This is a genomic window from Methylophaga sp. UBA3613, assembly GCF_002375415.1.
GTDB lineage: Bacteria > Pseudomonadota > Gammaproteobacteria > Nitrosococcales > Methylophagaceae > Methylophaga.
On sequence record NZ_DFLS01000004.1, the window covers coordinates 435,687 to 461,453 of the forward strand.

Here is a 25,767-nt window from a genome sequence, read left to right on the forward strand (position 1 = left end):
CGATTTGTTAATAATCCTTTTGTACAGCCGTCGGGTTTACCTTGCTGTAATCGGGGTTAGGTTTTAAATCTTCTGTCAGCTCGGGTGGGATATGTTTATTGGCATCCGGACCATCCAGTAATGCACCGGCACGATCGGGTAATACTTTGCGTTCGGTGAAATTACCAAGCTTGTCATAACCTTCAGTCAGATGATCAAACATTTCTTTGTAAGGTGCTGCAATTGATACAAACAGATTGGCTGTTTTTTCGTGATAGGCATGCACTTCTTCTCGATAGGCATCCAGTTCGGCTTGCGTCTGCGCTAATTGACGTTCATGCGCCTGGGTCAGTTGTTTCATCTGTTCCGGGCTGCCAACGGGTTGCCGCCGACCCAACAGAAACCCCAAAATACCTGTAATTACTGCTGCAACAATGCCGATGGCCCATATTTCGATTGATGTCATGACAAATCCCTAATGAAATCTTTACTAAAAAGCTTATTATTTAACGTTACGATGTGGCAGATAGTCTGCTGTGACTGACTACAGCATAGCTTGCATCAGAATAGTCCGCAAACCGATAAGCTGATATACGAGACATTTAAAGTGTTTAATATCCCATCAGGATTTCGAGACCGAATTGGCACAGATAAGGAGAGCATATGGCACAACCCATGTTTGTAGGACAGGCTGAGCTGCCGGTTTTTTTGTTACCCCAAATGGCCAATCGGCACGGTCTGGTGGCTGGGGCTACTGGCACCGGGAAAACCGTGACCCTTCAGGGACTTGCTGAAGCTTTCAGTAATATTGGTGTACCCGTGTTTGCTGCGGATATTAAAGGCGATTTATCTGGTATTAGTCAGCCTGGTAAACCGCATCCTAAAATCAGTGAACGTGTCACCTTAATGCAGCTGGAGGACTTTCAGTTTTCGGGATTTCCAACCACCTTTTGGGATGTGTTCGGTGAACAGGGGCATCCTGTTCGTACCACCATTTCCGATATGGGCCCATTACTGTTATCCCGGTTGATGAATCTCAACGATACGCAGCAAGGTGTGTTAACACTGATATTCCGGGTAGCGGATGATAATGGCTGGCTGGTGCTGGATCTGAAGGATTTACGTGCCATGCTGCAGTTCGTCGCTGAAAATGCAGGCGAATTCAGGACGTTATATGGCAATATTTCTGCGGCCAGTGTGGGGGCAATTCAACGCCGGTTACTGGTATTGGAAGAGCAGGGGGCGGACAAGCTGTTTGCGGAACCGGTATTAAATCTCGATGATTTGCTGCAAACCGATGTGCATGGCAAAGGCGTTATTAATTTGCTGACAGCCGATAAATTGATGCAGTCACCGCAGTTATACAGCACCTTTTTATTATGGCTGCTGGCCGAATTGTTTGATCAGTTGCCGGAAATCGGTGATCCGGAAAAACCCAAATTGGTGTTATTTTTTGATGAAGCGCATCTGATATTTGATGATGCACCCAAAGCACTGCTGGACAAGATTGAACAGGTGGTGCGATTAATTCGATCCAAAGGTGTTGGCGTCTATTTTGTGACGCAGAATCCGACTGATATTCCCGATAGTGTATTAGGACAGCTGGGGAATCGTATTCAACATGCCCTGCGTGCCTATACCGCAAAAGATCAAAAAGCAGTTAAAGCCGCGGCAGAAACCTTTCGTGATAATCCGGCGTTTTCCACCACGGATGTGATAACTGATTTGGGCGTTGGCGAGGCCCTAGTATCAATGCTGGATGAAAAGGGGCGTCCGCAGATTGTGCAACGCACCATGATCAAGCCTCCTCAAAGTCAGATTGGACCCATTACGCCTCAACAACGTCAGCAATTATTGCGAAGCTCTCTGCTAGCCGGAGTGTATGACAAGATTTTGGATCGTGAGTCTGCCCATGAAGTGCTAGCTGAACGCGCTGAAAAAATGCAGCAGGCAGCTTTGGCAGAAAAGAATGAAGCAATGAAGGAAACGGTGAAACCATCGCGTGCGAGTAATCGTCAATCAATATTTGAAGCCTTTGCCAAAAGCGCGATGCGCTCGATTGGAAGTCAGATTGGTCGACGCTTAGTGCGTGGAATATTAGGTTCTCTGTTGAGAGGAAAATGATTTTTTAGTTATGTCGCTGACAATTCAGTAAAAATCATTTTACTTTTTGTGGCATTTTTCATTTGTAACTTTCGCCATAATTTTTTGGAACGGTTTGAAAGTTTTGCTTCCTGCTGATAAGCGCGGAAAAAAAACAGACGATCTTTTTCGGACCAGTTACCACCAGAGTGGCGATAAAGCGTAATCAAATCGCGATGAATGGCATTTCTTTTAAAAAGTTGCCATTTGAGCTTTTCCAGATCAATAAACCGGACTCGCCATGCACCATTCACATATTTAACAAAGATATGTTTTGGATACAGACAATTGTGCTGGTAGTGATGCTGATGCATTAATCTCAGGTTTTTGGCAACTTCAGTGAGTAATGCACGTTTTTGCTGGCGATCCAGTTTCAGTGAAGCGATATCCAGCGGTTGATAATCAGTAAGTGCCTTGGTCACCAGGATGGCTTTCATGCCACGCTGCCCAAAGAACAGCGCATTCAGGGTGGGGATTTTTTTTTTGGTTAAACGCCTGATATTGCGGTATTCCTTGTAGAAGGTAGCTTGACCTTTAAAAGGATGTAATAGCGTTTTACTGGAGTGATTTTCCTGGCGTTTGATAAAAACCTCGACGGCTCCCGACTCAACCTGAATAGGTTGTTTTATAACGCCACTCCAGCCACCTCGACGTACGTTGGGTTCTTCAAACCAGTTGGTATAAAGGTGCCACAGTGAGTCAAAGTTAAGACTGCTTTTTTGGGAAGCTGAGTCGTCTGTAAGAAGCAATTTAGATACCGTCCTAGCGCCACTAATATAAACCAGTATCTGAGGATATTGCATAACCAAGTGAATATTCAAGTCATTTGTAATAGTTCTGTAATAAATAGTGTTATTTTTTTTTAGGATTACCGTTATAAACTCAGATTTTTTTAGCGCTTTACGCTTTCAAGAGCAGATTTTTATTAGTCAAAGCTGTCACCAAAATGTCAGTCTATTCTGCTTTACAGTAGAATAAGCTTGAGTAACCAAACTTAAAGGAAGCCTCATGATAGATCCGAAAAAATTCGATGAAATCGCCGACACTATTACCCGTGCCTTGCCACCAGGCTTACTGCAGATGCGTGAAGACGCTGAAAAGAATATTCGTGCTGCAATGAGCTCTACGTTTAACAAGCTGGATTTAGTGACCAGAGAAGAGTTTGAAGTGCAGTCGCAGGTGTTGCTACGTACTCGTGAAAAGCTGGAAGCACTGGAAAAACGTGTAGAAGAACTGGAACAGCTCAATACAAAATAAACGTTTTACCATCACTAAAAAGGACGTTAGTAGAGAAATGAAAAAATCAGTGACTTTGATCCCATCAGCGCTGCTGGTGTTGATCATGCCAATGCTGGCAGGCGTTCAGGCAGATACGTCTTCACAATCTGCCGCTACGATCAGTCAAAACCATAAGCAAAGCCTTGAAGGACATTGGGTGGATACCTCAGGACGTGGGGTTTTAACCTTTGATAATGGCATCGCATTTTTATCACCAACCGGTGAAGCTGATCCACAGAATACCTATCAGGTTGAATTATCAGCTGATGATCAGTTGACGATGATACCTGCAGAGGGCAGCAAAAAAACCAATAAAACCATTACCACCGAAGTGGACTGGCAGAAACAAAGCTTCAGTTTCAAAAATGGACTTTATAACTTTGTGCGTCCACCGCAGATAAGTGCACAGGAATTGAATGGCTATTGGCATGAAGAAGCTGATATGCAGGCCCAAAGCATATCCGAGCCATGGAATATAAAGATAATGCCACACGCTACGATTACTATTGGTGGCGGGTTACCCAGGCATTGGGCACCTTTCAGAAAGGAGTTGATAGGGACGTACCGTTAAAAATGCAGCATGGTTTTGTGTTTACCGACCCTAAATCAAGCAGTCCCTATGTACATTATGCAATCAAAAAAGAGGGTGACACCATTCATTACGTAGATCGTAATGGTGCTACCTGGTCAGAAACCAAAACCGATACGCTTTACGTCTATGAAGTGCCAAAAGGCTTTAAAGAGATGAAAGACTGGATGACACCTTGATAACTCCGGCGTATATTTCTCCACATTTTTATCATTAGAGAATCCTATGTCTACATTTGAAAATGTCACGGTAACCCGTGAAGCCAATATCTATTTCGATGGCAAAGTCACCAGCCGCAAAGTCACCTTTGAGGATGGCAGCTATAAAACGCTTGGCATTATGATGCCGGGTGAATATAAATTTGGCACCGAGAAAGCCGAGTTAATGGAAATTCTCGCCGGCCAGCTGCGCTACCGTCTCGATGGCGACACCGAGTGGACACCGATTACCTACGGTCAGTCATTCAATGTACCGGCTAATTCATCATTTGATATCGAAATCACCGAATTAGTCGATTATTGCTGCAGTTATCTTGATTAAATTGTATTGAAAATGATTTTGCTAAACCGCCGTATGTTGCAGTACGGCGGTTTTTTTATGTCTTTTACCACACCTTCTGTCATTAAATCGTCATTTAACCTTCATTTATCGGTCATATACAAACCTTAGCATTCGATTGTGAACCGCAATACTGCGGTGCTAAATATTGCGAAAGGTGATGATATGACTACAACCAAGACATCTCAATCGATTCTCTCAATTGATAATCTTGGTATTACCTATCCAGGTGGTATTGAAGCATTACGAACAACTTCAATCGACTTTCAAGCTGGCAAATTCAATGTACTGCTTGGATTATCAGGAGCCGGAAAATCGTCGTTATTAAGGGCACTGAATCATCTAGTCAAACCGACTTCAGGTAAAGTGATTTCAGCCGAATTCGGGGTATTGAACAATCAACGTACCCTGCGCCGACATCGCCGTAAAACCGCTATGGTTTTTCAGCACCATCAATTGATCCTGCGTCACACCGCTTTACAAAATGTGCTGATGGGTCGGCTGGGTTATCACTCATTCTGGCGTAGCCTTATGCCGATGCCTAAAAGCGATTTGGAGCTGGCATTACATTGTCTGGATAGGGTCGGGTTGGCGGATAAAGCCATGACGCGTGTTGATCAGTTATCTGGGGGGCAGCAGCAACGAGTCGGTATTGCTAGAGCCTTGGCTCAGCAGCCCACCATCATTCTGGCGGATGAACCCGTTGCCAGTCTGGATCCTGCTACTTCCGAAAAAGTCCTGTCTCAGCTGAAAAAAATCTGTGCTGAAGACGGTATCACCAGCATTGTGTCTTTGCATCAGCTTGAATACGCCAAACGTTTTGCCGATCGCATTATTGGTCTGGCCAATGCACAAGTGGTGTTTGATGCTGCCCCTGAACAGCTTGATGACAAACAACTGGCGTTGATTTACCAGCAACCTGCTGAAAAAAATAAATCCACCCAAGATAGCCAACCCAAATCCTCCCCTGAACGTTTACCTACTAAAACTGCAACACAACTGGAGATTGCCTGATGAAACTGTTTAAACAATTACTGTTAGCGACATCCTTATTGGTCACTGCCGTTGCCCCAAGCATGGCGGCTGATGCTGACCCAGATCCGGATACGTTAAAAGTTGCCTTACTTCCCGATGAAAATGCGTCAGAGCTCATCAAGCGGAATCAACCGTTAAAAGACTATCTCGAATCCACGCTGAATAAAAAAGTAGAGTTGATTGTCACCACCGATTATTCCTCGATGATTGAGGCGATGCGATTTGGCCGTATTGATTTAGCCTATTTTGGACCACTTTCTTATGTGATGGCGAAATCGAAAAGTGAGATTGAACCGTTTGCTGCCATGGTGATAGATGGGGTGCCGACTTATCGTTCTATTCTGATTGCCAACGTCGATTCCGGTGTGGATTCATATGCGGATATCAAAGGTAAAAAAATGGCCTACGGTGACCGGGCTTCTACCTCCAGCCATCTCATCCCTAAAACGGTGCTGTTGGAAGAAGGTGGGATCGAAGCAGAAACTGATTATGAACAGCATTTTGTGGGAAGCCATGATGCCGTTGCAGTGAATGTGGCCAATGGAAATGCCGATGCCGGTGGCTTGTCTGAAGTGATTTTCAAGTATGTCGTAGAACGCGAACTGATTGATCCGGCGAAGGTAAAAGTGCTGGGTTACAGTAAGCCGTTTCCTCAATACCCTTGGGCCATGCGTTCAAACCTGAATGATGAACTGAAAGTACAAATCAAAGACGCCTTTATCAGTCTGGATGATGAAGAAGTGTTGAAGAACTTTAAAGCCGAGGGTTTTGCACCGATTACCGATGCAGACTATGACGTGATTCGTGATATGGGCAAATTACTGAATCTTGATTTTTCCAAGATGTAAGGTTGATTTATGACTACCCATGTCCTTGAACAATCAGAGGCACTGAAACGTTACAGCCAGCGCTGGAAAAAACAAACTCTGCAAGTGATGGCCTTATTGGCCATCATTCTGCTGGCAGCCTGGTATGTTGATGTCCTTAATTTTGAATTACTGGCGAATGGTTTGCCTGCTATTGGCACATTGGCCAGTGAATCATTTCCACCCGACTTTACCCATCTTCGTGACTGGTTTTCACCCTTATTGGATACCCTGGCGATGAGTATTGCCGGAACCGCGATTGCTGTGATGTTTTCGGTACCAATGGCGTTTTTAGCAGCTCGCAACACATCTCCCCATGGTGTGGTTTTTCAACTGTCACGCATCGTTTTGAATGCTTTGCGATCAGTGCCAGAACTGATTATGGGGATTATTTTTGTTGCTGCTGTCGGTTTTGGGGCATTACCCGGTGTATTGGCTTTGGCACTGCATTCGATTGGTATGGTGGGCAAGTTCTTTGCTGAAGCGATAGAACATGTGGATGAAGCGCCCGTTGAAGCAGCCCGAGCAGCCGGCGCTTCGCCAATGCAGGTGTTATATCACGCCATTCTGCCCCAGGTAATGCCTCAGTTTGCCGATGTGGCCATTTATCGCTGGGAATATAACTTCCGTGCTTCCACGGTCATGGGCATGGTCGGAGCCGGCGGCATCGGTTTTGAGCTGATGGGGTCGCTACGCATTATGCAGTATCAGGAAGTATTTGCGATTCTTCTGGTGATTTTGTTGATGGTTACGCTGGTTGACGCATTAAGCGGCGTGTTACGCAAAAAATTCAAGTAAAGGATGACAATGAAACCAAAACTGGTGATTACCCATAAAGTACATGATGAAGTGCTGGAAATGCTCGCACCGCATTGTGATGTGATAACCAATCAGACGACTTGCAGTCTTTCACGGCATGACACCATGCAGCTGGCAGCGGATGCTGATGCGTTAATGGTGTTTATGCCGGATCGGGTTGATGCAGATTTCCTAAAGGCCTGCCCTAAATTGAAAGTAATCGGTGCTGCATTAAAAGGCTATGACAATTTTGATGTGGAAGCCTGCACGGCGAACAATGTCTGGCTGACCTTTGTGCCGGATTTACTGACCGTTCCCACGGCTGAATTGACCATTGGTCTGATGGTCGGGCTGATCCGCCATATTCGGGCATCCGATGAACATGTGCGAAGCGGCTATTTTAAAGGCTGGCGACCACAATTTTATGGGCTTGGCGTTGAAGGCTCTACCATTGCCATTATCGGCATGGGAGCGATTGGTCAGGCGATTGCTCAAAGACTGTCTGGCTGGGATGCAAAATTAATTTATACCGATCAGCAGCCTTTATCTGCTGAAAAACAGGTGGCATTAAACCTGGAGTTTGTGTCACTGGATGAAGCGCTTGCACAGGCTGACATTGTGATTATGGCCTTGCCTTTAAACGCGCAAACGCAGCATTTAGTGAATGAACCGCGTTTAAAGCAGATGCAGTCCGGTGCGTTTTTGGTCAATCCTTGTCGTGGGTCAGTTGTCGATGAAGCAGCCGTTTTACGCATGCTGAGTAAGGGCCATCTGGCTGGGTATGCCAGTGACGTATTTGAAATGGAGGATTGGGCAAGAGCGGATCGACCAGGTGAAATCGATCAGGAGCTGTTGACGCATCCCAAGACGCTATTCACCTCACATATCGGTTCAGCTGTAAGCAAGGTTCGACTGGCCATTGAACAACGTGCCGCTGAAAACATTCTCAGCGTATTACGAGGTGAACGGCCACTTGATCCAGCAAATCAGTTATCTGACAAAAAGGAAATGTCATGCTCAACCTGATCTGGCTGAAAAGCCTGATAACCGTGATCGAGCAGCACAGTTTTCAGGCGGCGGCCAGTCAATTGGGTTTAGCTCAACCTACCATCACACAGCATATTCAAAAGCTGGAAGAAATGCTGAAGGTGTCACTGATTCAGCGAGGACGTAGTGGCTGCCAGCCGACAGAACATGCGTTAAGGTTGTTGCCTTATGCTGAGAGCATGTTACGTCTACAGGACAGAGCGTTACTGGCAATTAAGTCACCCAAGCTTAAAGTGGGTGCCAGTTCCAATATCGGTATTTATCTATTGCAGCCTTATTTACATGATTTCCTTCGCCATCAATCACAGGAGGAAGACAAGCTGGACTTACTGATTGATAACAATCCTACAGTTGCTGACAAACTGGAAAACGCTGAAATCGATATTGCCCTGATGGAATGGTGGTCATCTAAAGCCGGGTTTGAATCGCAAACCTGGAAAATAGAACCTTTGGTGTTGATTACACCCACGGATCATCCGCTGGCAAAGCTGCCATCAATAAGTAAATCAATTTTAGCCGGACTGGATTTGATAGGCGGTGAATCGGGGAGTGGAACAGGTCGATTGCTAAAAACGTATTTACAGGATTTTCAGCAGATGCCCAAAGTCACAATGCAACTAGGAAGCACAGAGGCTGTGAAACAGGCAGTTCGGGCGGGGCTGGGTATCTCACTGGTATTTGCCTCTGCCGTTGCCGATGAGGTAAGGCATGGAAGTTTATGCGCCATTCCGATTGAAGATAATGCTTTAAGAAAGTCCATCCAACTTGTCTGGCGACAACACCCGGCCGCTCAACAGAAACGGCCGGAGTTTGTCGATTATCTGCTACAGGATAATCCCTAGGGTCTGTTTACTCCCAATCGTAAACCAGATTCAGCCGATAATTGGTATCAGTCGTTTCAGCATCGCCGGCTGGTTGACTGTTGTACTGACTTCTCAGGCTGGCGCGTAGCTTCCAGGCTTCATCGTTGGTAATTGGCAATTCAGCGCCAAAATTAGTGACCAGCAGATAATTTTGTCCGGGGCTGCTAAACGAAGGGTAGTAAGTTAAATCGTGAAACAGATTCATTCGGCTATTGAGGTTGTAATTGGTTTCATAACCTAAAACGCCCGTTGGATCTTTTTCAGTGGTGCCATCAGAGTAACTTTCAAATCGATAACCGACACCGGCAAAGCCTTTAAAGACTAAATCCGGTTCCTGAATAAAAAATCGACCCAGACTGGCGGTGGCTATTGCCCGTAAATCCAGTTCTTCAAAATCATCAATCTCAAAATCGGCGCTGCCACGGGCAAAATAGTTTTCACTGATATCACGTTCTAATTTGATACCCGCCAGTTTCTCGTTCTCGGTTTGTTCGTCATCTTCCTTGGCATAATTGACTTCCAGGTACATGCCTAAACGTTCATTCACAGTTTCTCGGAAAAGCTCACCCCGACCGGTGACGGACATTCGATCAGTATTACCACTGGCTCCCTGAATACCAAATGCCAGATTACCGCTCCATGGATCCAGTAGTGCTTCGCGTTCCGCTCGGAGCTGTTGCACTTCGGCTGTATACGTTTCTTCCAATGCGGCTTTTTCCTTTGCCTGAGCTGTTTTGATTTGCTCAATTTCCTGCTGATATTGCTGTTCCAGTTGAGCATTCTGGGGTTGCACAGCATCTTTTTCCCACAGCGTATTAATCCGTTTTGGATCGATATCCACTGTACCAAATGCTGTACCAGTTAACTGGTGTTGCCCCTTATCATTAACAGTCAGCTGGCCCAGAACCCGATCACTACTATCAAGTTCAATAAGATGCTTCTGATCTGTACTGATTTGTGTCACTCGATTGAAATCAACGGTAACTTCATCGGCAAAAGCAGTATCCATAACCACTTTGCCTTCAGAAATCTGTTTAATAGAACCTTTAAGAATACTGCCATCATCGAGCAATATCTGATCCGCTGCGAGGCTGGTGGAAGTGAAAAGAAGAACGGTGGATATAGCGGTGCTCAATCGACGTTGAAGCATGATTTCTCCGTGTTTGATTAAGGTCTTCCGTGAATCTACGACGATTATTTGATGGATTACCTTTGGTTCAAAAATGCTTTGCCAAGGATGCGAAACCGAAGCTTTATAAATTGACTGAAACGTTATTTTTAAAACAATTTATTCGCGGTCTGGAAAAACGACTCCCACAGACCCTAAAAAATAAAACGTGAAAATACTGTGAAAAAGAATATTCATTTTCTTCAAATGACGTTTGGCTATTGTCACTTTTGAGAATTTTCACTTGGGAAAATTTCCTAGGTTTGCTGAAGCTGTGCCGTTATAATCTTTTGTTATATGGCATAACGCTTTAAGCCATCACCGATCCCCTTATCAGGATAAACAATGAAGTTCATAAATAACCTGCCGATTGGCAAGAAAATTTTCACCGTGGTCATTGTTCTTGGGTTGACCCAACTATTGATAGCGGCTTTTGCAATTTTAAAAATGCAAGAAATCTCAGAAGAATTTTCGGTGATGAATGAGATGGTTATTCCACTTGAAAGACGCGTCGCCAAGACCAGCGAACTTCAGTACAAAAAAGCCGCTACCTTGCAGTCACTTTTGCTGGATGCCCGCTCTGGTGCGCCCAGAAGTATCATCAAGACCCATTTCGCAGAAATAGAAAATATAACCACAGAGAGTCAGCTTACCTTGGCTGAAACCGTCGGTATTCTTGAACAAGCCAAAAGCACAAACCTGCAAGCTGAAATGCTGGTGGATGTGACAAGCATGTCGGAAAATATTGAAACAATCGTTCAACAGCAACAGAACTATCAGGCTTATGTAGATGCAGCGATCAATGTCATCAAACGGGGTGGCAGCATGTCCGGCGGTGGTTATTTGTCTGAAGAGGAACAGCGAGAACTAAAAACGATTGAAGCGGAATTATTCGTCACTCTGGCTGCGATGAAGGCGAGTATTGATAACATTTCACAACGTGCGGTCAGTAACGTTGAGCAGAAACAAAAAACAAGCATCCTTAGCCTGATAGCCATCGCTGCAGCATCATTATTACTTGGTGTCTTCATTTCAAAAATTATTATTAATAATATTGTCCGGCCCATCAAAGAGGTTATGAGTACCCTCAGCGCCATGGCACAGGATAACGATCTCACCAGAAGAATGACCTTCACCAGCAAAGATGAAGTCGGGGCGATGGGCGGCGTGTTTAATACATTCGTTGAAAAGCTTCAGGAGCTGGTGGTGGGGATTACTTCTGCATCCGAGCAGTTATCGACCGCCGCGGAAGAAACTTCGTCAGTCAGCGAAACAACCAATACCAATATTGCTAAACAGAAAAATGAAACAGATCAGGTTGCTACTGCTATCAATCAAATGACGGCAACGGTAGAAGAAGTGGCGGCAAATGCTGAGAAAGCATCAAATGCCGCCCGCAAAGGTGAAGCTGACTCTGAAGCAGGCAGAAATGTCGTTGAGCAAATCATGACATCAATTAATGCATTAGCCTCTGAAATCAATGATTCCTCCGGCGTGATTACCAAAGTGAAGACGGATAGCGAAAACATCGGTCTTATTCTGGATGTCATCAAAAACATCGCCGAACAAACAAACCTGTTGGCACTGAATGCTGCTATTGAAGCTGCCAGGGCAGGGGATCAGGGACGTGGTTTTGCAGTCGTGGCAGATGAAGTTCGTACACTTGCTCAACGCACACAACAATCTACACAGGAAATTGAATCGCTTATTTCAACATTACAGGCTGGTTCAGATAATGCGGTTCAGTCCATGGAGCAAAACCAGTCGAGTATTACCCAACTAGTCGCCAAGGGCACAGAAGCAACAGGTTCGTTGCTGGCAATCACACAGTCAGTCCGTGCCATCACCGAAATGAATCTATCGATTACCACAGCAGCAGAAGAACAAAGCCATGTGGTAAACGATATCAACCGAAATATTCATACCATTCAACATGTGTCTGAAAGCACTGCAGAAGGCTCAGAACAAGTCTCCAAAGCCAGCCAGGAAATTGCCAAGTTAAGTGAAAAACTCACGGCGATGGTTAGGCAGTTTAACGTTTCATAAAACAATCGCGTAAACCTTTTCTTTAAATTTAACCAGGGATTTGTTGATCTTCATAGTCACATTTGAATGATCAACAGACCCTTGAGGTCACAAACTTTATTTACTTGTAGATAATAATGAATATTATTTAGATTATTATTGACAGTAATTTTTGACTAGCTGATAATTTATCAATTCATCGTTGCTATACATGCGGCGATTCCTCTCCTCGTTAGTAAGTTGAAGATAAATGTCTCGCATTGATAATAAAAAAATCCCGTTAAAAGCTTTAAACACTAAGTCCCAACGTCATACTGCTGCTCTTCTTCTATGTACGCCATTAGTCGCTGTATCTCTTAGCGTGAATGCACAGGAAGAAAGCGATAAAGAAGTCTATCGGTTTGCCCCAATCATCGTTAATACTCAAGCCATGGCTGACGATGATGCAAATTCAATCGTCGCTCAGGAAATTTCGGTGGGTGGAAAAGTAGCGACCAGTATTCTGGATACACCTGCTTCTGTCTCAGTGATTACCGAAAAAGAAATTGAGCAACGCCATGCCAGCACCACCGAAGAAGTGTTGCAGTACACGCCTGGCATTATCACGGATTTTTACGGTACGGATGATCGTAATGATTATTTCCAGATTCGCGGCTTTCAGGCCACAACTTATCGCGATGGTATGACACTGGGTTCAATGCGTGGGGTGCGCGAAGATGCCTATGCCTTTGAGCGCGTTGAAGTCTTACGCGGTGCAAACTCAACCTTGTTTGGGGCTGCTGATCCGGGTGGATCGGTCAATTTTGTCAGCAAAACGCCAAAATTTGAGCAGTTTGGCAGCGGTTATGCCCGTTATGGTTCATTTGACCGCAAAGAGGTCGGTCTTGATGTCGGTGACACCTTAAACGAAGACAAAACGCTCGCTTACCGCTTTACCGGTAAATTTCAGGACAGTGAACGCGAATACGATTATTCCAAAGACGATAATGAGTTCTTTATGGGCGGCATTACCTGGGAGCCAACTGATTTCACCTCTGCGACATTATTATTGGATTACCTGAATCGCGATAGTACGCCTAACAGTGGTGGTTATCCTAAAGACAGGGAGTATGACCGCGATGAGTTTTATGGTGAACCCGATTTCAATTCTCAGGAAGTAGAACGCACCAGCATAACCGGCATGTTCAGCCATGACTTTGATAACGGTTTTATTGTTCGCGCTAATTTACGCTATAGCGATTTAACTGATGATTTTGGTTATGCTTATTTGACAGGCACTTCAAGCGCCGCAGGTGCAAACAGAGATTATTTTGGGACAGACAGCCAAGCTCAGGAGCTAATAGGTAACGCAATTGTGCAATATGATGCTCGCTTTGAGCACTTTGATACAAGTACGCTCATTGGTGTTGAGTATCGTGATGCATCTACCGAAGATAGTAGTATTTATGACCCGAATGTAGTCGCACCTATTAATATTGCCAATCCAGTTTATAGCGGTATATCGAGTCTTCCAGCACCATATAGTGCAAATGATCAGGATTACACAACGGAGTCTATTTTCCTACAACAAAACCTGTCATTTGCTGAGCGTTTTATTGTTACGGCTGGAGTTCGTACTGATCACATGGATCTTTCAAGTACGGATATTACCGGATTCGAAAAGTCGGATAATTTAACTGAAACATCATTGCGTGGCGCGCTAACCTATAAAGTTACAGACGAGGTTTCCACTTATATCAGTATGGTTGAATCGGTTGCTCCTCCATCAATTGGTGTAAAACCAGAGCGTGGTAAGCAATATGAAGTGGGTCTGAAATTTGCTCCTGCTGGTTCTAACGCGCTTTACTCAATGGCTATCTATGATCTGACCAAAGACGATGTCACTATCGCTGTTGTTCAAGAAAATGGATCGATTGAACGGGAGACTATTGGTGAATCAAGAGTAAAAGGGCTGGATTTAGAGGCCAAAGTAGAATTAAGCGATAGTTTCAGCTTAACCGGTGCTTATTCTTACATGGAGACAGAAGTAGTAAGCGGCACCTTACGTGATGGCTCTTCTATTAAAGGCAATGAGTTTACATCTGCACCAAAACAAATGGCATCGGTTTGGGGGCATTACACATTTCCTGCTCGGGATATGAGTTTGGGCCTTGGCGTTCGTTATACCGGCTCGTACTACTTCGATGCAGTGAATTCAGCAAAGAGCGATTCAGCTACATTGGTTGATTCTTCATTCAGTTACGAGTTTTACCAAAATACCGATTTAACGGTTTATGTACGTAACTTGTTTGATGAGCAACACGTAGTGGGATCCGGTACGGCCAATTATTACAATCCGGGCCGCGAAGTCCTGGCTACAGTTAACTATAACTGGTAAATCCATTAGCTAATCAAGAGGTCAGACATTTAACAATGTCTGACCTCTTTTTTATTGTTGATATAGGAAACTGATAACCAGGTTTGATTAAGCCGGGATTGGTCTTCATTACATAGCGCTAATCGTCTAGAATCGACTTACACTAATTTTCCAGGGAAGGAATATGAGTATTGCCACGGTTTACAGTCGTGCTTTGACCGGTATTTATGCTCAGGCAGTGACGGTTGAAGTGCATCTTTCTAATGGTTTACCCAGTCTGTCGATTGTGGGTATGGCGGAAACAGCGGTTAAGGAAAGCAAGGATCGCGTTCGATCGGCGTTGATTAACTCTCAGTTCACTTTTCCTCAGCAACGTATCACTATTAATCTGGCTCCTGCAGATTTGCCCAAAGAGGGTGGGCGATTTGATTTGCCGATTGCTTTGGGCATTCTGGCGGCTTCTAATCAAATTCCGGTGCAATCGTTAAGTGGTATGGAGTTTATCGGTGAACTCGGTCTTACCGGTGAACTGCGTGGTGTTCGCGGTGTGTTACCAACTGCATTAGCCACATCTGAGACTAACCGACAATTAATGGTGCCGTTTGAGAATGCTGAAGAGGCGGCCCTGACTGAACAGGGTGAGAGTTTTGCCGCTAAGAGCTTGTTGGAAGTCTGTGCACATTTGCATGATCAATTGCGTTTATCGACCAATATAAATCAACAGAAACATATTCAAAATAATTATGCAGACTTAGCAGATGTACGTGGTCAGGCATCTGCCAGACGGGCATTGGAAATCGCAGCTGCTGGATCACATAGTCTACTTTTTGCTGGTCCGCCCGGAACCGGAAAAACTATGCTGGCTAGTCGGCTTCCAGGAATTCTGCCGCCGATGACTGAGCAGGAAGCGATTGAAACGGCGACTATTCATTCCATATCGTCTGCCGGATTTGAGGTAGAAAACTGGATGCAGCGTCCTTTTCGGGCGCCACATCACACCGCTTCTGCTGTGGCCTTAGTCGGTGGAGGCAGCCAGCCTAAACCGGGAGAGATTTCGCTGGCGCATCAAGGTGTGCTGTTCCTTGACGAGTTACCGGAGTTTGATCGTAAAGTATTAGAAGTTTTACGTGAGCCAATTGAATCTGGGAAAATAACTATTTCCCGCGCCGCTAATCAAGCGGAATTTCCCTCTAAATTTCAATTGGTTGCCGCAATGAACCCCTGTCCTTGTGGTTATCTGGGGCAGGCAAGATGTCATTGCACAGAAGAGCAAGTCAGGCGCTACCGTGGTAAGATCTCCGGCCCGTTATTGGATCGCATTGATATGTTGATGGAGGTGCCGGCAGTGGATAAAAAACTGTTGCGACCTCAGCCTGATGATGTCCCGCCGGAATCCAGTGAAGTGGTTCGTCAGCGAGTGATTCAGGCACGACAGATTCAACTGGAGCGTGCCAATAAAGCCAATGCGTCCCTGCAACATAAAGAACTAGAGGTTTTTTGCACCTTGTCAGATCAGGATTTTCAATTAGTAGAAAAAGCCATCAGCCGTTTTGGTCTGTCGGCCCGTGCCTATCATCGTATTTTAAAAGTGGCCCGCACCATTGCTGATTTGGCCGGTTCACCCGACATTCAAACAGTCCATTTAACAGAAGCCATCGGCTATCGACGCCTCGACACAGCGAATTAATATTTAGTGAAAGATCTCAATCCGGAACAGCGGGAAGCTGTGCGTTACATCGATGGACCGTTGTTAGTGTTAGCTGGTGCCGGCAGTGGCAAGACGCGGGTTATTACCCGCAAGATTGCCTATCTGATCGAGCAGTGCGGCATCAAAGCCAGCAATATCGCCGCCGTTACCTTTACCAACAAAGCCGCTCGTGAGATGAAGGAGCGGGTTGCGGAGCTGATGTCTACCCGACAAGCCTCAGCACGTGGTTTGATGGTCTCCACATTCCATACGCTTGGATTGAATATCCTGCGTCGTGATGGCAAATCATTAGGCTATCGTCCGGGTTTTTCCATTTTTGATGCGCAGGATTCACTGGCAGTTTTCCGCGATCTGATGGGACGCGATTTTGCGGCTGACAGCGATCATGCCCAGGAAGTACAAAATCTGATTTCAAACTGGAAAAACCAGCTGATTCTGCCCGAACAAGCCGCCCAGATTGCTGATGGGGCTCAAGAGGAATTTGCTGCCAGGGTTTACCCACGTTACGTGCAGGCATTGCAGGCCTATAACGCTGTGGATTTTGATGACCTGATTTTAAAGCCAGTGATTCTGTTTCGTGAACACCGTGATGTGTTGCAAAAATGGCAGGCGAAAATTCATTATCTGCTGGTGGATGAATATCAGGATACCAACGGCTGCCAGTACGAGCTGGTCAAACAATTGGTTGGCATTCGTGAAAAGCTCACCGTGGTAGGGGACGATGATCAATCAGTTTATTCCTGGCGTGGCGCACGCCCGGAAAATCTGGTGCAACTGCAAACGGACTTTCCCCGATTAAATCTGATTAAACTGGAACAGAATTATCGTTCCATGGGCCGTATCCTGCGAGTTGCCAATAAACTTATCAGTCATAACCCCCATGTGTTTGAAAAGCGCTTATGGAGCGCTATGGGTGAGGGCGATGCCATTCGGATCATTGGTTGTCGTGATGACGAGCATGAATCGGAAAAAGTCATTTCCGAGCTGCTATATCACAAGCTCAAACACCAGGCGAGTTTCAAGGATTATGCGATTTTGTATCGCAGTAATCATCAGTCCCGTTCGCTGGAAAAAGTGTTACGCGAACATAATGTGCCGTATTTTTTGACCGGTGGCACCTCGTTTTTCTCGCGAGTCGAAGTCAAAGACATCATGGCCTATCTGCGACTGCTGGCCAATCAGGATGACGATAATGCGTTTTTACGGGTCATTAATACCCCACGTCGTGGTATCGGTTCATCCACCTTGCAGGCGCTTGGTGAATACGCCGCCAAACGTAACACCAGTATGTTCGGAGCCTGTTTTGAAATGGGATTGGCGGAAAGCCTGCCAGCTAAATCAGTGCAGAATCTGGAAGTCTTTACCCGCTGGCTGATTGATATTGCTGATCGCGCTGCTCGTGGCAATCTGCTGGACGCGATCAAAGATATGATCGAGGAAATCAATTACCGCGGCTGGCTGGAAGAAGTCAGCGGCGATCCAAATAAAGCCAATCGTCGTATGGAAAATGTCGATGAACTGGTTAGTTGGATCGAACGAATGATTGATCAGGACACCGAAGAAAAATCCATAGGTGATATTGCTGCACGTTTAACGTTGATGGATATCATGGACCGTCAGGCGGATGAAAATCAGTCCGATGCAGTGCATCTGATGACGTTACATGCTGCTAAAGGACTGGAATTTCCACATGTATTCATTGTCGGTATGGAAGAAGAAATCCTGCCACATCGAACCAGTATTGAAGAGGATTCCATCGAAGAAGAACGGCGTCTGGCGTATGTTGGCATCACCCGGGCACAACGCAGCCTGGTAATGACGCTGGCAAACACCCGCAAACGTTATGGCGAAAAGGTGGATTGTGAAGAGAGTCGTTTTCTTCGCGAATTACCACCAGAAGACTTGATTTGGATGACCGAAAAAACACAGGTCGATCCAGAAGAGCGAAAAGAGCGTGGCAAAGCCCATTTATCCAATATTCGCGATATGCTTAAGTAGCACATAGGTTGTATAACCTATTAGCGGATACGACTAAGGCGGTAAATATGAAAACAAAACTTCTGTACCTGGCGATGATGATTCCTGGCCTGGCAAATGCTCAAGTGTTTCTGGAACAGACTCAGGCCGAAAGTGGCAGCTATTACAAAGGTATACTCACCGTAACAGCAGGCTGTGATGGTTCGTCCACTACCTCCATTACCGTCGATATTCCCGAAGGTCTGCAATTTGTACAACCCATGCCCAAAGCAGGCTGGCAGCTGGAAATTGTTAAAAAACCTGTTGAACGACCCTTCTTTAAGGATGGGATTGAGATAACCGAAGCAGTAAGACAGATCACCTGGTCGGGTAATTCATTACACGATATTCATTTTGATGAGTTTATTTTCCGGGGCCGTGTCGGCGTTGGAGCTACCAGCGTGTTGTATTTCCCAGTTATTCAGAAATGTGAAGCAGGTGAACTGTATTGGGATCAAATTGCTGAGGTGGAACCGGTCAAAAAAACCATGCCCGAAACTGGTCCCCAATCCGTGATTGATCTGATGGAAGAAATGGAAGGGCTGGATAAAGAGCATCAAAATGATCAAGCGAAAAAATCAGAAATTTCAAGCGACGATGATCAGGTAAAAGCCGATCAACATCACCATGGTCATCAGATGGATATGACGGATACAGCCGATAAAATGGATCATTCAGCCCATTCTGGACATGGACAAACCACACTGCAACACCCCGCCCCGTTTGTCAAAGTGGTGGATGGCACCGGTGACCATAATCACCATTAATTCTCTCTGACTGAATAAAAAGGGCCCAGTTTTTAATTTAAATTGGGCCCTTTTTTTATGCATTATGGAGGAGTAGGCGGCTGCGGCATAGGCGGCGCGTCTTCAGCCTCTTTTTGTTTATCCTCATCCGGATCATCAGCCGGCTGATAGGTTCCTTTCGAAGGGTTTGGAACCTGAGGTGATTTTTCATCTTCTTTGTCCTCATATTCAGACTTTTTAGAAGCGGCGATAATAGTGGAGATACTCACTGAGCTTTCTCCATGGTTTTGTTGTAGTGTCATTATGTTATTTCCTTAAGGTAGTTAAAGAAGATATCTTGCAGCAATTGCAAGACTGGAATGACTAACGCGATAATTTGCAGGGGGTAACCATTCAATGTGGCTAACAGTATCTCAAGGTGAAAAATGAATTCGCCTTACGCATAACCTGCTTAGAGATTTACAGAATTGAAATGCTTTAGTGTTTTCTACAGTAACGTATATAAACAAAAATACAAGAACATGAGTTAAGACGATCCTGAATTATGTTCATTCAAATCTGCCCATGACTATTGCCAACCTTAATTTCAATTAATTCTGACTTTTTGATTTTAAATAAACAGGGCATTTTTGTCCGGTATTTAATAACGCATTAACTTTTAGAAATTAACTACAGAGACCCAAAGGGCGCAGAGAAAATAAGCTTTACTATCGATACATCCCTACTACATTAAAGAGATCTAAATATTCCAGTCTTTACCGAACCTTTTAATTTAGATGGTCAATGTAGGGTGGTCTTCCAACTTAAAGGCAGTCCTCTGATAAGTTGCGTCTCTGGTAAGATTGGTAAAGCAGAAGTCACCAAAGATTTGACCCATATCAACTGTTTGAATGTCTAACCCCAGTAAACTTGTTCTCTAGCTAAAACAGCATTTGCCAGACAAGGATCACACGCATATGAAACTTCGCTTTCTCGGTGGTACCAGCACAGTAACCGGCTCCCGCTATCTACTTTCTGATGATAACCACCGGTTACTGGTGGATTGTGGTTTGTATCAAGGAGTGAAAACACTGCGACGGCGTAACTGGGCGCCATTTCCGATAGATCCTTCAACTATCAATGCTGTGGTACTCACTCATGCTCATATCGATCATTCCGGCTATCTGCCGGCACTGGTGAAGAACGGCTTCAAAGGTAAAATCTACTGCACCAAGGCCACCCACGAACTGTGTAATGTGTTGTTACCAGATGCTGGTTATCTCCAAGAGGAAGATGCCAAATATGCTGCTCGCAAGAAGTTCTCAAAACACGAGAGCCCGGAACCGTTATTTACTGAAAAAGATGCCAGAGAAGCGTTAAAACATTTCGAATCTCTGCATTACCATGAGACATTTGAGCCGGTAAAAGGCTTTGAAGTCAGCTTCACACCAGCAGGACATATTCTGGGCTCATCCTGTGTGCATGTTCATCACAAAGCTTCAGACCGAACAGTGGTATTTTCGGGTGATGTAGGGCGACAAAACGACATTATCATGCGTCCACCGGAACCACTCCAGCACGCAGATGTACTGGTATGCGAATCCACCTACGGTGATCGCCTCCATGGTGAATCAGATCCCGAAGCGGTACTTGCAGAAATCATTACCAAAACCGCAGCCCGTGGTGGTATCACGCTGATGCCTGCTTTTGCTGTTGGCCGAGCACAAATGCTGCTGTATGTGGTGCATAAACTTATGGGAGAAGGCAAAATCCCCGAAATGCCGGTCTACCTGAACAGCCCGATGGCTATCAAGGCCACGGAGACTTTCATCAATCACCACAAAGAACATAAGCTGGATCAAAGCCAGTGCGCGCTGATAGATAATCAAACTCAGTACATCCGCACGGTAGAGGAAGCCATTGAACTAGATACCATGCGCTACCCGTGTGTGATTGTTTCCGCAAGCGGTATGGCCTCCGGCGGTCGGGTATTGCATCACCTTAAAACCTTATTACCCAATCCACGTAACAGTATTGTCTTCGCCGGCTTTCAGGCTCCAGGCACCCGTGGTGATGCGTTGGTGAATGGGGCTCAATCTGTCAAAATCCACGGTGCTTACTGGCCGGTAAAAGCCGAAATTCATAATATGGATTCCATGTCCGCTCATGGTGATTACAATGAAATCCTGACATGGTTAGAGCAGGGCAACCTCAAGCCCGATAAAGTTTACGTCACCCACGGCGAAGTCGTCGCCAGCGACACCATGCGTAAACACATCACCGAAAAATTTGGCTGGGATGCCGAAGTGCCAGAACTGTTTGAAGAAGTGGATATTTGATAACTCATCAGCTTTCAAAAAATAACCACAGAGACACAGAGGACACGAAGAAAAATTTTGAATTGCCGGTGCAGTTTTATGGCAGCTACTGAATTCGTCTGAATCAAATTCAAATCTTCGATTCATCGTTATATTTCAAATAAATCAAAGGTTTGTTTTAATATCAAAAACCGTATAAATTGTGAGCTATCTCTCATTTTGAGGCCGATATGAATATTCAGCCAGTATTGGCTTAGTTTTGCATTAGCTTTTGGAAAGGTACGAACATGGAAAATATCGGCGTTCGGAGTTGGTTGATAGCGTGTGATGAATCTGGCGTTCATGGCTCAGCCCATTATGGCTTTGGGAGTCTTTGGCTTAAGTGGCAGCGTCGCGGAGATTTTCTTGAAGATTTCCGAGCTATCAAGGAGCGTCATGGCTTTAGAGATGAGTGTAAATGGAACAAGGTCAATTCGGAGCGAAATTTACCATTTTACCAGGAGTTGATTTCTTATTTCTTTCAACGGCACTGGATTGTGTTCCATTGTTTGGTCGTCAGAAAAGACACTGTCAGAAAGGGTGAGTTTCATAACAATGATTGGGACTTAGCTCGTCGGAAGCATTTTACGATGCTATTAACGAACAAAATGGGAAAAGCGCTTAAGCGCTTTCCAGATAGAGAGCATGAGTTTCGTGTTTATGTTGACCCAATTGCTTCCCGATACGATAAGGCTGACGAAGCCGTTGAAGTAATCTCCAATAATGTGCTCAACCAAGAATTCCGAGGTAGATCGCCTGTTAAATCGGTGATCACTCGCGACTCGAAGTTAACTCCATCAATACAATTGTGTGATTTGCTGCTAGGTGCAGTTATGGAGACTTGGCAACAAAAAGCATCTAATCCTGCCAAGTTAGCTGTACGACAGATTGTAGCGGAACATCTCGGCTGGAATACGTTTGACTCGGATACTCACGTTCGAGAAAGGAAATTTAATATATGGTATTTCTTCGATCCTCCAAAAGAAGCGGTGCGGCGCGTAAAAACAAATATCGTGCATTTGAAATATCCATATCCTGATTCATAACGATATTTGGTCTTAAACACTCAATCTAAATGATGCGTTAAGAATTATTATTGGGCCACAGTCCTTAACATGTTAAATATATATCCAACATAGGGTTAGCAGATGAAAGTTTTAGCCATTCGTGCAGTCGTAATAACGTTAGTATGTGTGGCCCTATCTGCTTGCGCATCAATTGAAAAAAGCAGGTTGGCGGAACAGCCCACCAATCAGCCACTTTTAGCTGGCAAAGGTGACATCGTGCTGAGAGTTAACAAGAAACGTGATCTAGAAAACGCATTTGGTAATGCTGATATTTTCGGGCGTAAAACAAACGAAGGTTTCAGTGAACTTCGGTTCGTTGGGATTGAAAAATCAGGAGCGGTAGTTTTTTACCGAAATGATGTTCAAATAATAACCAATGAGACGACCATGAGTCGCAGTGGGGCTTCGACAACTTACGGTTCTGCAAACACGACAGCTTCCGGAAGTTACTATGGGAATGAAAATTACGGAACTGTCAGCGGGAGAGCCTCCACCAATTACTCGTCAACTACTTTGTCGCCAACAAGCGATTTTCACGCCATTATTCCACAGGGCGCCACACCAATAATATTAAAACCAGGCGATACCTCAATTGTGATGGAAGGTTATGTTGTGGAGGTTCTTGATGTGAGCAGCGGTGCTCTGAAATACCAAATTTTCGAACCATCAGATCTTTGAACCAGTTATTAATTTTCAATTGACTCTGACACTTTTGATTCATTCCCTCGTTACTTAATATCCATCGTTATTTACCTGAAGACAAACTAAGGAAAAAAAATGAATAAAAAAGTAATTGCCGTAACATCAACTACTCTCGGTTTCATTGTCCTGGCACTTGTCATTTCATGGCTAAGTGATAACAAACAAGTTGGCAAATTGTCACCATCTGTCATTGATTGTCAGACTTACGGGGCCGGCGAGGCTTGTAATGACCTTTTAGAGCTTGGAGTATCACCGGAGCTATCTAAGAGTAATAAGTCTTACCAATTGGAGAGTTCTGAAATAGCTGAAAGCCATGATCCAGAAGAAATGGAGAACCAGATTGATTTAACTTATCAGCACTTAGCTGAGAACAGCCACACTCTGCCAGAAAAATTTACTCAAAGATGGTCCTACACAAAGGTATCCCAAAAACAAATAAACACCAAACAACTGCAATTGATAGCAGCTAAATGTATCATAACAAGGAACCAGAATGGCCGCGAATGTCTTGAGTTATTCGAATTAGGCATTGCTCCTGGACTGTATTTGAATAATCAAACGTATCTTGAAAAGACATTCAAAAGAATCGCTAGTGCAGCAGAAAAATCAGACCCTAGTTTATTAAAAGATCTGGATGTGTATACGCATGAATTTGCTTCAGAGAATGGCATATCATTGCCTGAAAGTTATACTTCTCGCTGGCCTAAACCATAATTAAGTCAGAACCATTTTTGGATGTGAAATGACAGGAATATCAAGGGGTCAGCAAACTTGATATGAGACCAACGTTATTTGGGGATGAAAATGGCTAAACATCCTATCTTCAACATGCCATTTTCAAAGGTCTATCCGCTTTATATTCAAAAGGTCGAACGAAAAAATCGGTCAAAAAAGGAAGTGGATCAAATCATCTGTTGGCTGACCGGTTATGACCAAGCTGGCTTAAAACTACAAATCGAACTGGAAAATGATTTTGAAACTTTTTTTGCTCAATCTCCAGCCATTCATCCAAATAGCTCACTGATCAAAGGTGTGGTTTGTGGCGTTCGGGTTGAAGAAGTCGACGACCCATTAATGCAGAAAATTCGTTATCTGGACAAGCTTGTTGATGAGCTGGCTAAAGGCAAGTCGATGGAGAAGATTCTCCGGTACTAAAACCAGCTATCAACAGACTAGATACTTGATTAATTATGCGCGTGCTCCGGATGAGGACGATGATCTTCTACCCATTGATCGTCCATGCGTGGATCCATTTCAGCAAGAACGCTGCCGGATGCTGCCGGAACGGCAACATAGACATTCATATGGTCTTCTGAAACTCGCTCGCTTTGTAATGAGTAATAGCCTAATACCAAGGCAAACAACGCCAGCACGATAAAAAAGGCGATTGCTGAAAATCCCAGTACAAAACCCAAAACTAACGGTGCAATAAATGACCCGAAGCCATACGAAAACAATAAGGTTCGGCTAATCTCAACCAGGTCGGTGTTTTCATCAAATACATCATTGGCCCGGGCAACACTCAAGGGATAAATGCTGAACAAACTGACACCCAATAAAAATCCTACTGTATAAAGCAACGCCACACTATCACGCCAAATCAAAGGCAAAATCAGCATCAGCAGCAAAACACCAACACTGAAAAATCCAGACCAGGCCAGCATTTTCCGACGGCCTAAACGATCCGATAACATGCCCACAGGCAATTGCGCCATCAGCCCACCCAGAATGGTAATCGTCATAAACAATGAGACCACCTTAGGCTGATCAAACAGATTTAAGACGTACAGCGGTAGCATGGTGTAAAACGCGCCAACAAACACTCCACCAATAAAGCTCCCCACCAATGCCAAAGGGGCTATCGATAATAATTTTGGCATGCTGTAACGTTCAAAGGGCTTTAATACAGGTTGCGTGACACGCGTCACCGCGACCAATACCAGCGACCAGAGCACCAGAATGGAACCCAGAATGAAAATCGTATTGGCTGGCATCTCCAGTATTAATAGCAATTGACCTAATGCCAATGCCAAGAAGAATACGATGGTGTATATCGCAAGGATTTTACCGCGGTCTTCAGAGGAGCTTTTTTCATTGAGCCAGCTTTCTAATACGATCAGCATGGCGTAAAAGGCAAAACCGGATACCAAACGTAATGTGGCCCAAAACCAGGGATCAAACCATAAGGCGTGCCCTAAAAATGCCATGACCATAATTGCAGAAAAAGCCGAAAAACTGCGTGCATGACCTACGGTGACGATGAGTTTTTGACTGAAAATTGCGGCTAACATCGCGCCCAGGAAAAAAGCGGAATTGATTAAGCCGATGGCGCCCTCATTGAGGCCTTCCTGTTTCAGGAAGATGCCGATGAAGGTCATCAATAAACCGTAACCCGTTGCTAACAGTGCAATAGAGAAGAACAACGATGAAATCGGTAATAAGGCTCTTTTGAAAAACATGGGGGTTCCTGAACGAAAACAGCTTGCTG

Annotated in this window: 25 protein-coding genes; 20 read left to right on the top strand and 5 right to left on the bottom strand. The window is 44.7% G+C overall.

The genetic code is table 11. The features are described 5' to 3' along the window. Positions 1-7: 7 nt before the first annotated feature. A complete protein-coding gene (locus B3S93_RS04265) occupies positions 8-445 on the bottom strand; it encodes a YhcB family protein (RefSeq protein WP_292353974.1) in 438 nt (145 codons plus the stop codon). Between the two features lie 197 nt (positions 446-642). On the opposite strand from B3S93_RS04265, the gene B3S93_RS04270 reads away from it, so the two are divergent. Further along, positions 643-2,103 carry a helicase HerA-like C-terminal domain-containing protein gene (locus B3S93_RS04270; RefSeq protein WP_292399703.1) on the top strand — a complete coding sequence of 487 codons (1,461 nt, stop codon included), beginning with the start codon at positions 643-645 and terminating at the stop codon, positions 2,101-2,103. An 8-nt stretch (positions 2,104-2,111) separates the two neighbouring features. Here the strand turns inward: B3S93_RS04270 and B3S93_RS04275 are convergent, their stop codons facing one another. Next, complete coding sequence (locus B3S93_RS04275; RefSeq protein WP_292399701.1) at positions 2,112-2,870, bottom strand: lipopolysaccharide kinase InaA family protein; 759 nt, start codon at positions 2,868-2,870, stop codon at positions 2,112-2,114. A 259-nt stretch (positions 2,871-3,129) separates the two neighbouring features. Here B3S93_RS04275 and ubiK point away from each other — a divergent pair, with 259 nt between their 5' ends. The 9 genes from ubiK (at position 3,130) to B3S93_RS04320 (ending at position 9,134) form a co-directional block, all read left to right on the top strand. Beyond that, entirely contained in the window at positions 3,130-3,378 is a 249-nt protein-coding gene (ubiK, locus tag B3S93_RS04280) for a ubiquinone biosynthesis accessory factor UbiK (protein ID WP_292353981.1), read from the top strand. 37 nt (positions 3,379-3,415) lie between these two features. Continuing rightward, entirely contained in the window at positions 3,416-3,970 is a 555-nt protein-coding gene (locus tag B3S93_RS04285) for a hypothetical protein (protein ID WP_292399697.1), read from the top strand. Positions 3,971-3,972: 2 nt separating this feature from the next. Beyond that, the gene (locus tag B3S93_RS04290) at positions 3,973-4,167 is read left to right on the top strand and encodes a hypothetical protein (RefSeq protein WP_292399694.1); all 195 of its coding nucleotides are present in this window, start codon (positions 3,973-3,975) and stop codon (positions 4,165-4,167) included. 46 nt (positions 4,168-4,213) lie between these two features. After that, on the top strand, positions 4,214-4,528 hold the full coding sequence (locus B3S93_RS04295) for a pyrimidine/purine nucleoside phosphorylase (RefSeq protein WP_136552894.1): 315 nt from the start codon (positions 4,214-4,216) through the stop codon (positions 4,526-4,528). A 183-nt stretch (positions 4,529-4,711) separates the two neighbouring features. Further along, the gene (gene phnC / locus B3S93_RS04300; RefSeq protein ID WP_292399691.1) at positions 4,712-5,560 is read left to right on the top strand and encodes a phosphonate ABC transporter ATP-binding protein; all 849 of its coding nucleotides are present in this window, start codon (positions 4,712-4,714) and stop codon (positions 5,558-5,560) included. After that, complete coding sequence (gene phnD / locus B3S93_RS04305) at positions 5,560-6,429, top strand: phosphate/phosphite/phosphonate ABC transporter substrate-binding protein (protein WP_292353989.1); 870 nt, start codon at positions 5,560-5,562, stop codon at positions 6,427-6,429. Before phnC ends, phnD begins: the two co-directional genes overlap by 1 nt. Before the next feature lie 9 nt (positions 6,430-6,438). After that, the gene (gene phnE / locus B3S93_RS04310) at positions 6,439-7,245 is read left to right on the top strand and encodes a phosphonate ABC transporter, permease protein PhnE (protein WP_292399688.1); all 807 of its coding nucleotides are present in this window, start codon (positions 6,439-6,441) and stop codon (positions 7,243-7,245) included. A 9-nt stretch (positions 7,246-7,254) separates the two neighbouring features. Further along, positions 7,255-8,271 (top strand): phosphonate dehydrogenase, encoded by a 1,017-nt coding sequence (locus B3S93_RS04315; protein ID WP_292399685.1) that lies wholly within the window; start codon positions 7,255-7,257, stop codon positions 8,269-8,271. Next, positions 8,259-9,134 (top strand): LysR family transcriptional regulator, encoded by an 876-nt coding sequence (locus B3S93_RS04320; protein ID WP_292353994.1) that lies wholly within the window; start codon positions 8,259-8,261, stop codon positions 9,132-9,134. Before B3S93_RS04315 ends, B3S93_RS04320 begins: the two co-directional genes overlap by 13 nt. A 7-nt stretch (positions 9,135-9,141) precedes the next feature. Here the strand turns inward: B3S93_RS04320 and B3S93_RS04325 are convergent, their stop codons facing one another. After that, entirely contained in the window at positions 9,142-10,305 is a 1,164-nt protein-coding gene (locus B3S93_RS04325) for a DUF481 domain-containing protein (protein ID WP_292399682.1), read from the bottom strand. A gap of 363 nt (positions 10,306-10,668) precedes the next feature. Here B3S93_RS04325 and B3S93_RS04330 point away from each other — a divergent pair, with 363 nt between their 5' ends. From B3S93_RS04330 to B3S93_RS04350, 5 genes are all read left to right on the top strand, one after another. Continuing rightward, positions 10,669-12,369 carry a methyl-accepting chemotaxis protein gene (locus tag B3S93_RS04330; RefSeq protein ID WP_292399679.1) on the top strand — a complete coding sequence of 567 codons (1,701 nt, stop codon included), beginning with the start codon at positions 10,669-10,671 and terminating at the stop codon, positions 12,367-12,369. A 229-nt stretch (positions 12,370-12,598) separates the two neighbouring features. Next, positions 12,599-14,725, top strand: a complete 2,127-nt coding sequence (locus B3S93_RS04335) for a TonB-dependent siderophore receptor (RefSeq protein WP_292399676.1) — start codon at positions 12,599-12,601, stop codon at positions 14,723-14,725. Positions 14,726-14,888: 163 nt separating this feature from the next. Further along, positions 14,889-16,391 (top strand): YifB family Mg chelatase-like AAA ATPase, encoded by a 1,503-nt coding sequence (locus B3S93_RS04340; RefSeq protein ID WP_292399674.1) that lies wholly within the window; start codon positions 14,889-14,891, stop codon positions 16,389-16,391. Positions 16,392-16,397: 6 nt separating this feature from the next. Then, entirely contained in the window at positions 16,398-18,410 is a 2,013-nt protein-coding gene (rep, locus tag B3S93_RS04345; protein WP_292354003.1) for a DNA helicase Rep, read from the top strand. Between the two features lie 47 nt (positions 18,411-18,457). Further along, positions 18,458-19,195, top strand: a complete 738-nt coding sequence (locus B3S93_RS04350) for a YcnI family protein (RefSeq protein ID WP_292399671.1) — start codon at positions 18,458-18,460, stop codon at positions 19,193-19,195. Positions 19,196-19,257: 62 nt separating this feature from the next. Here B3S93_RS04350 and B3S93_RS04355 read toward each other — a convergent pair whose 3' ends face one another. Beyond that, positions 19,258-19,476, bottom strand: a complete 219-nt coding sequence (locus tag B3S93_RS04355) for a hypothetical protein (protein ID WP_292354007.1) — start codon at positions 19,474-19,476, stop codon at positions 19,258-19,260. 654 nt (positions 19,477-20,130) lie between these two features. On the opposite strand from B3S93_RS04355, the gene B3S93_RS04360 reads away from it, so the two are divergent. The 5 genes from B3S93_RS04360 (at position 20,131) to B3S93_RS04380 (ending at position 24,434) form a co-directional block, all read left to right on the top strand. Next, on the top strand, positions 20,131-21,492 hold the full coding sequence (locus tag B3S93_RS04360) for an MBL fold metallo-hydrolase RNA specificity domain-containing protein (RefSeq protein ID WP_292399669.1): 1,362 nt from the start codon (positions 20,131-20,133) through the stop codon (positions 21,490-21,492). Positions 21,493-21,758: 266 nt separating this feature from the next. Further along, positions 21,759-22,556, top strand: coding sequence for a DUF3800 domain-containing protein (locus B3S93_RS04365; RefSeq protein WP_292399667.1), 798 nt, complete (start codon positions 21,759-21,761; stop codon positions 22,554-22,556). A gap of 102 nt (positions 22,557-22,658) precedes the next feature. Then, positions 22,659-23,255 (top strand): hypothetical protein, encoded by a 597-nt coding sequence (locus B3S93_RS04370; protein WP_292399664.1) that lies wholly within the window; start codon positions 22,659-22,661, stop codon positions 23,253-23,255. Between the two features lie 99 nt (positions 23,256-23,354). Next, positions 23,355-23,993, top strand: coding sequence for a hypothetical protein (locus tag B3S93_RS04375; RefSeq protein ID WP_292399661.1), 639 nt, complete (start codon positions 23,355-23,357; stop codon positions 23,991-23,993). A gap of 90 nt (positions 23,994-24,083) precedes the next feature. Continuing rightward, the gene (locus tag B3S93_RS04380) at positions 24,084-24,434 is read left to right on the top strand and encodes a DUF2200 domain-containing protein (protein WP_292399659.1); all 351 of its coding nucleotides are present in this window, start codon (positions 24,084-24,086) and stop codon (positions 24,432-24,434) included. 29 nt (positions 24,435-24,463) lie between these two features. On the opposite strand, the gene B3S93_RS04385 is transcribed toward B3S93_RS04380, so the two are convergent. Continuing rightward, positions 24,464-25,738, bottom strand: a complete 1,275-nt coding sequence (locus tag B3S93_RS04385; RefSeq protein WP_292399656.1) for an MFS transporter — start codon at positions 25,736-25,738, stop codon at positions 24,464-24,466. Positions 25,739-25,767 lie beyond the last annotated feature (29 nt).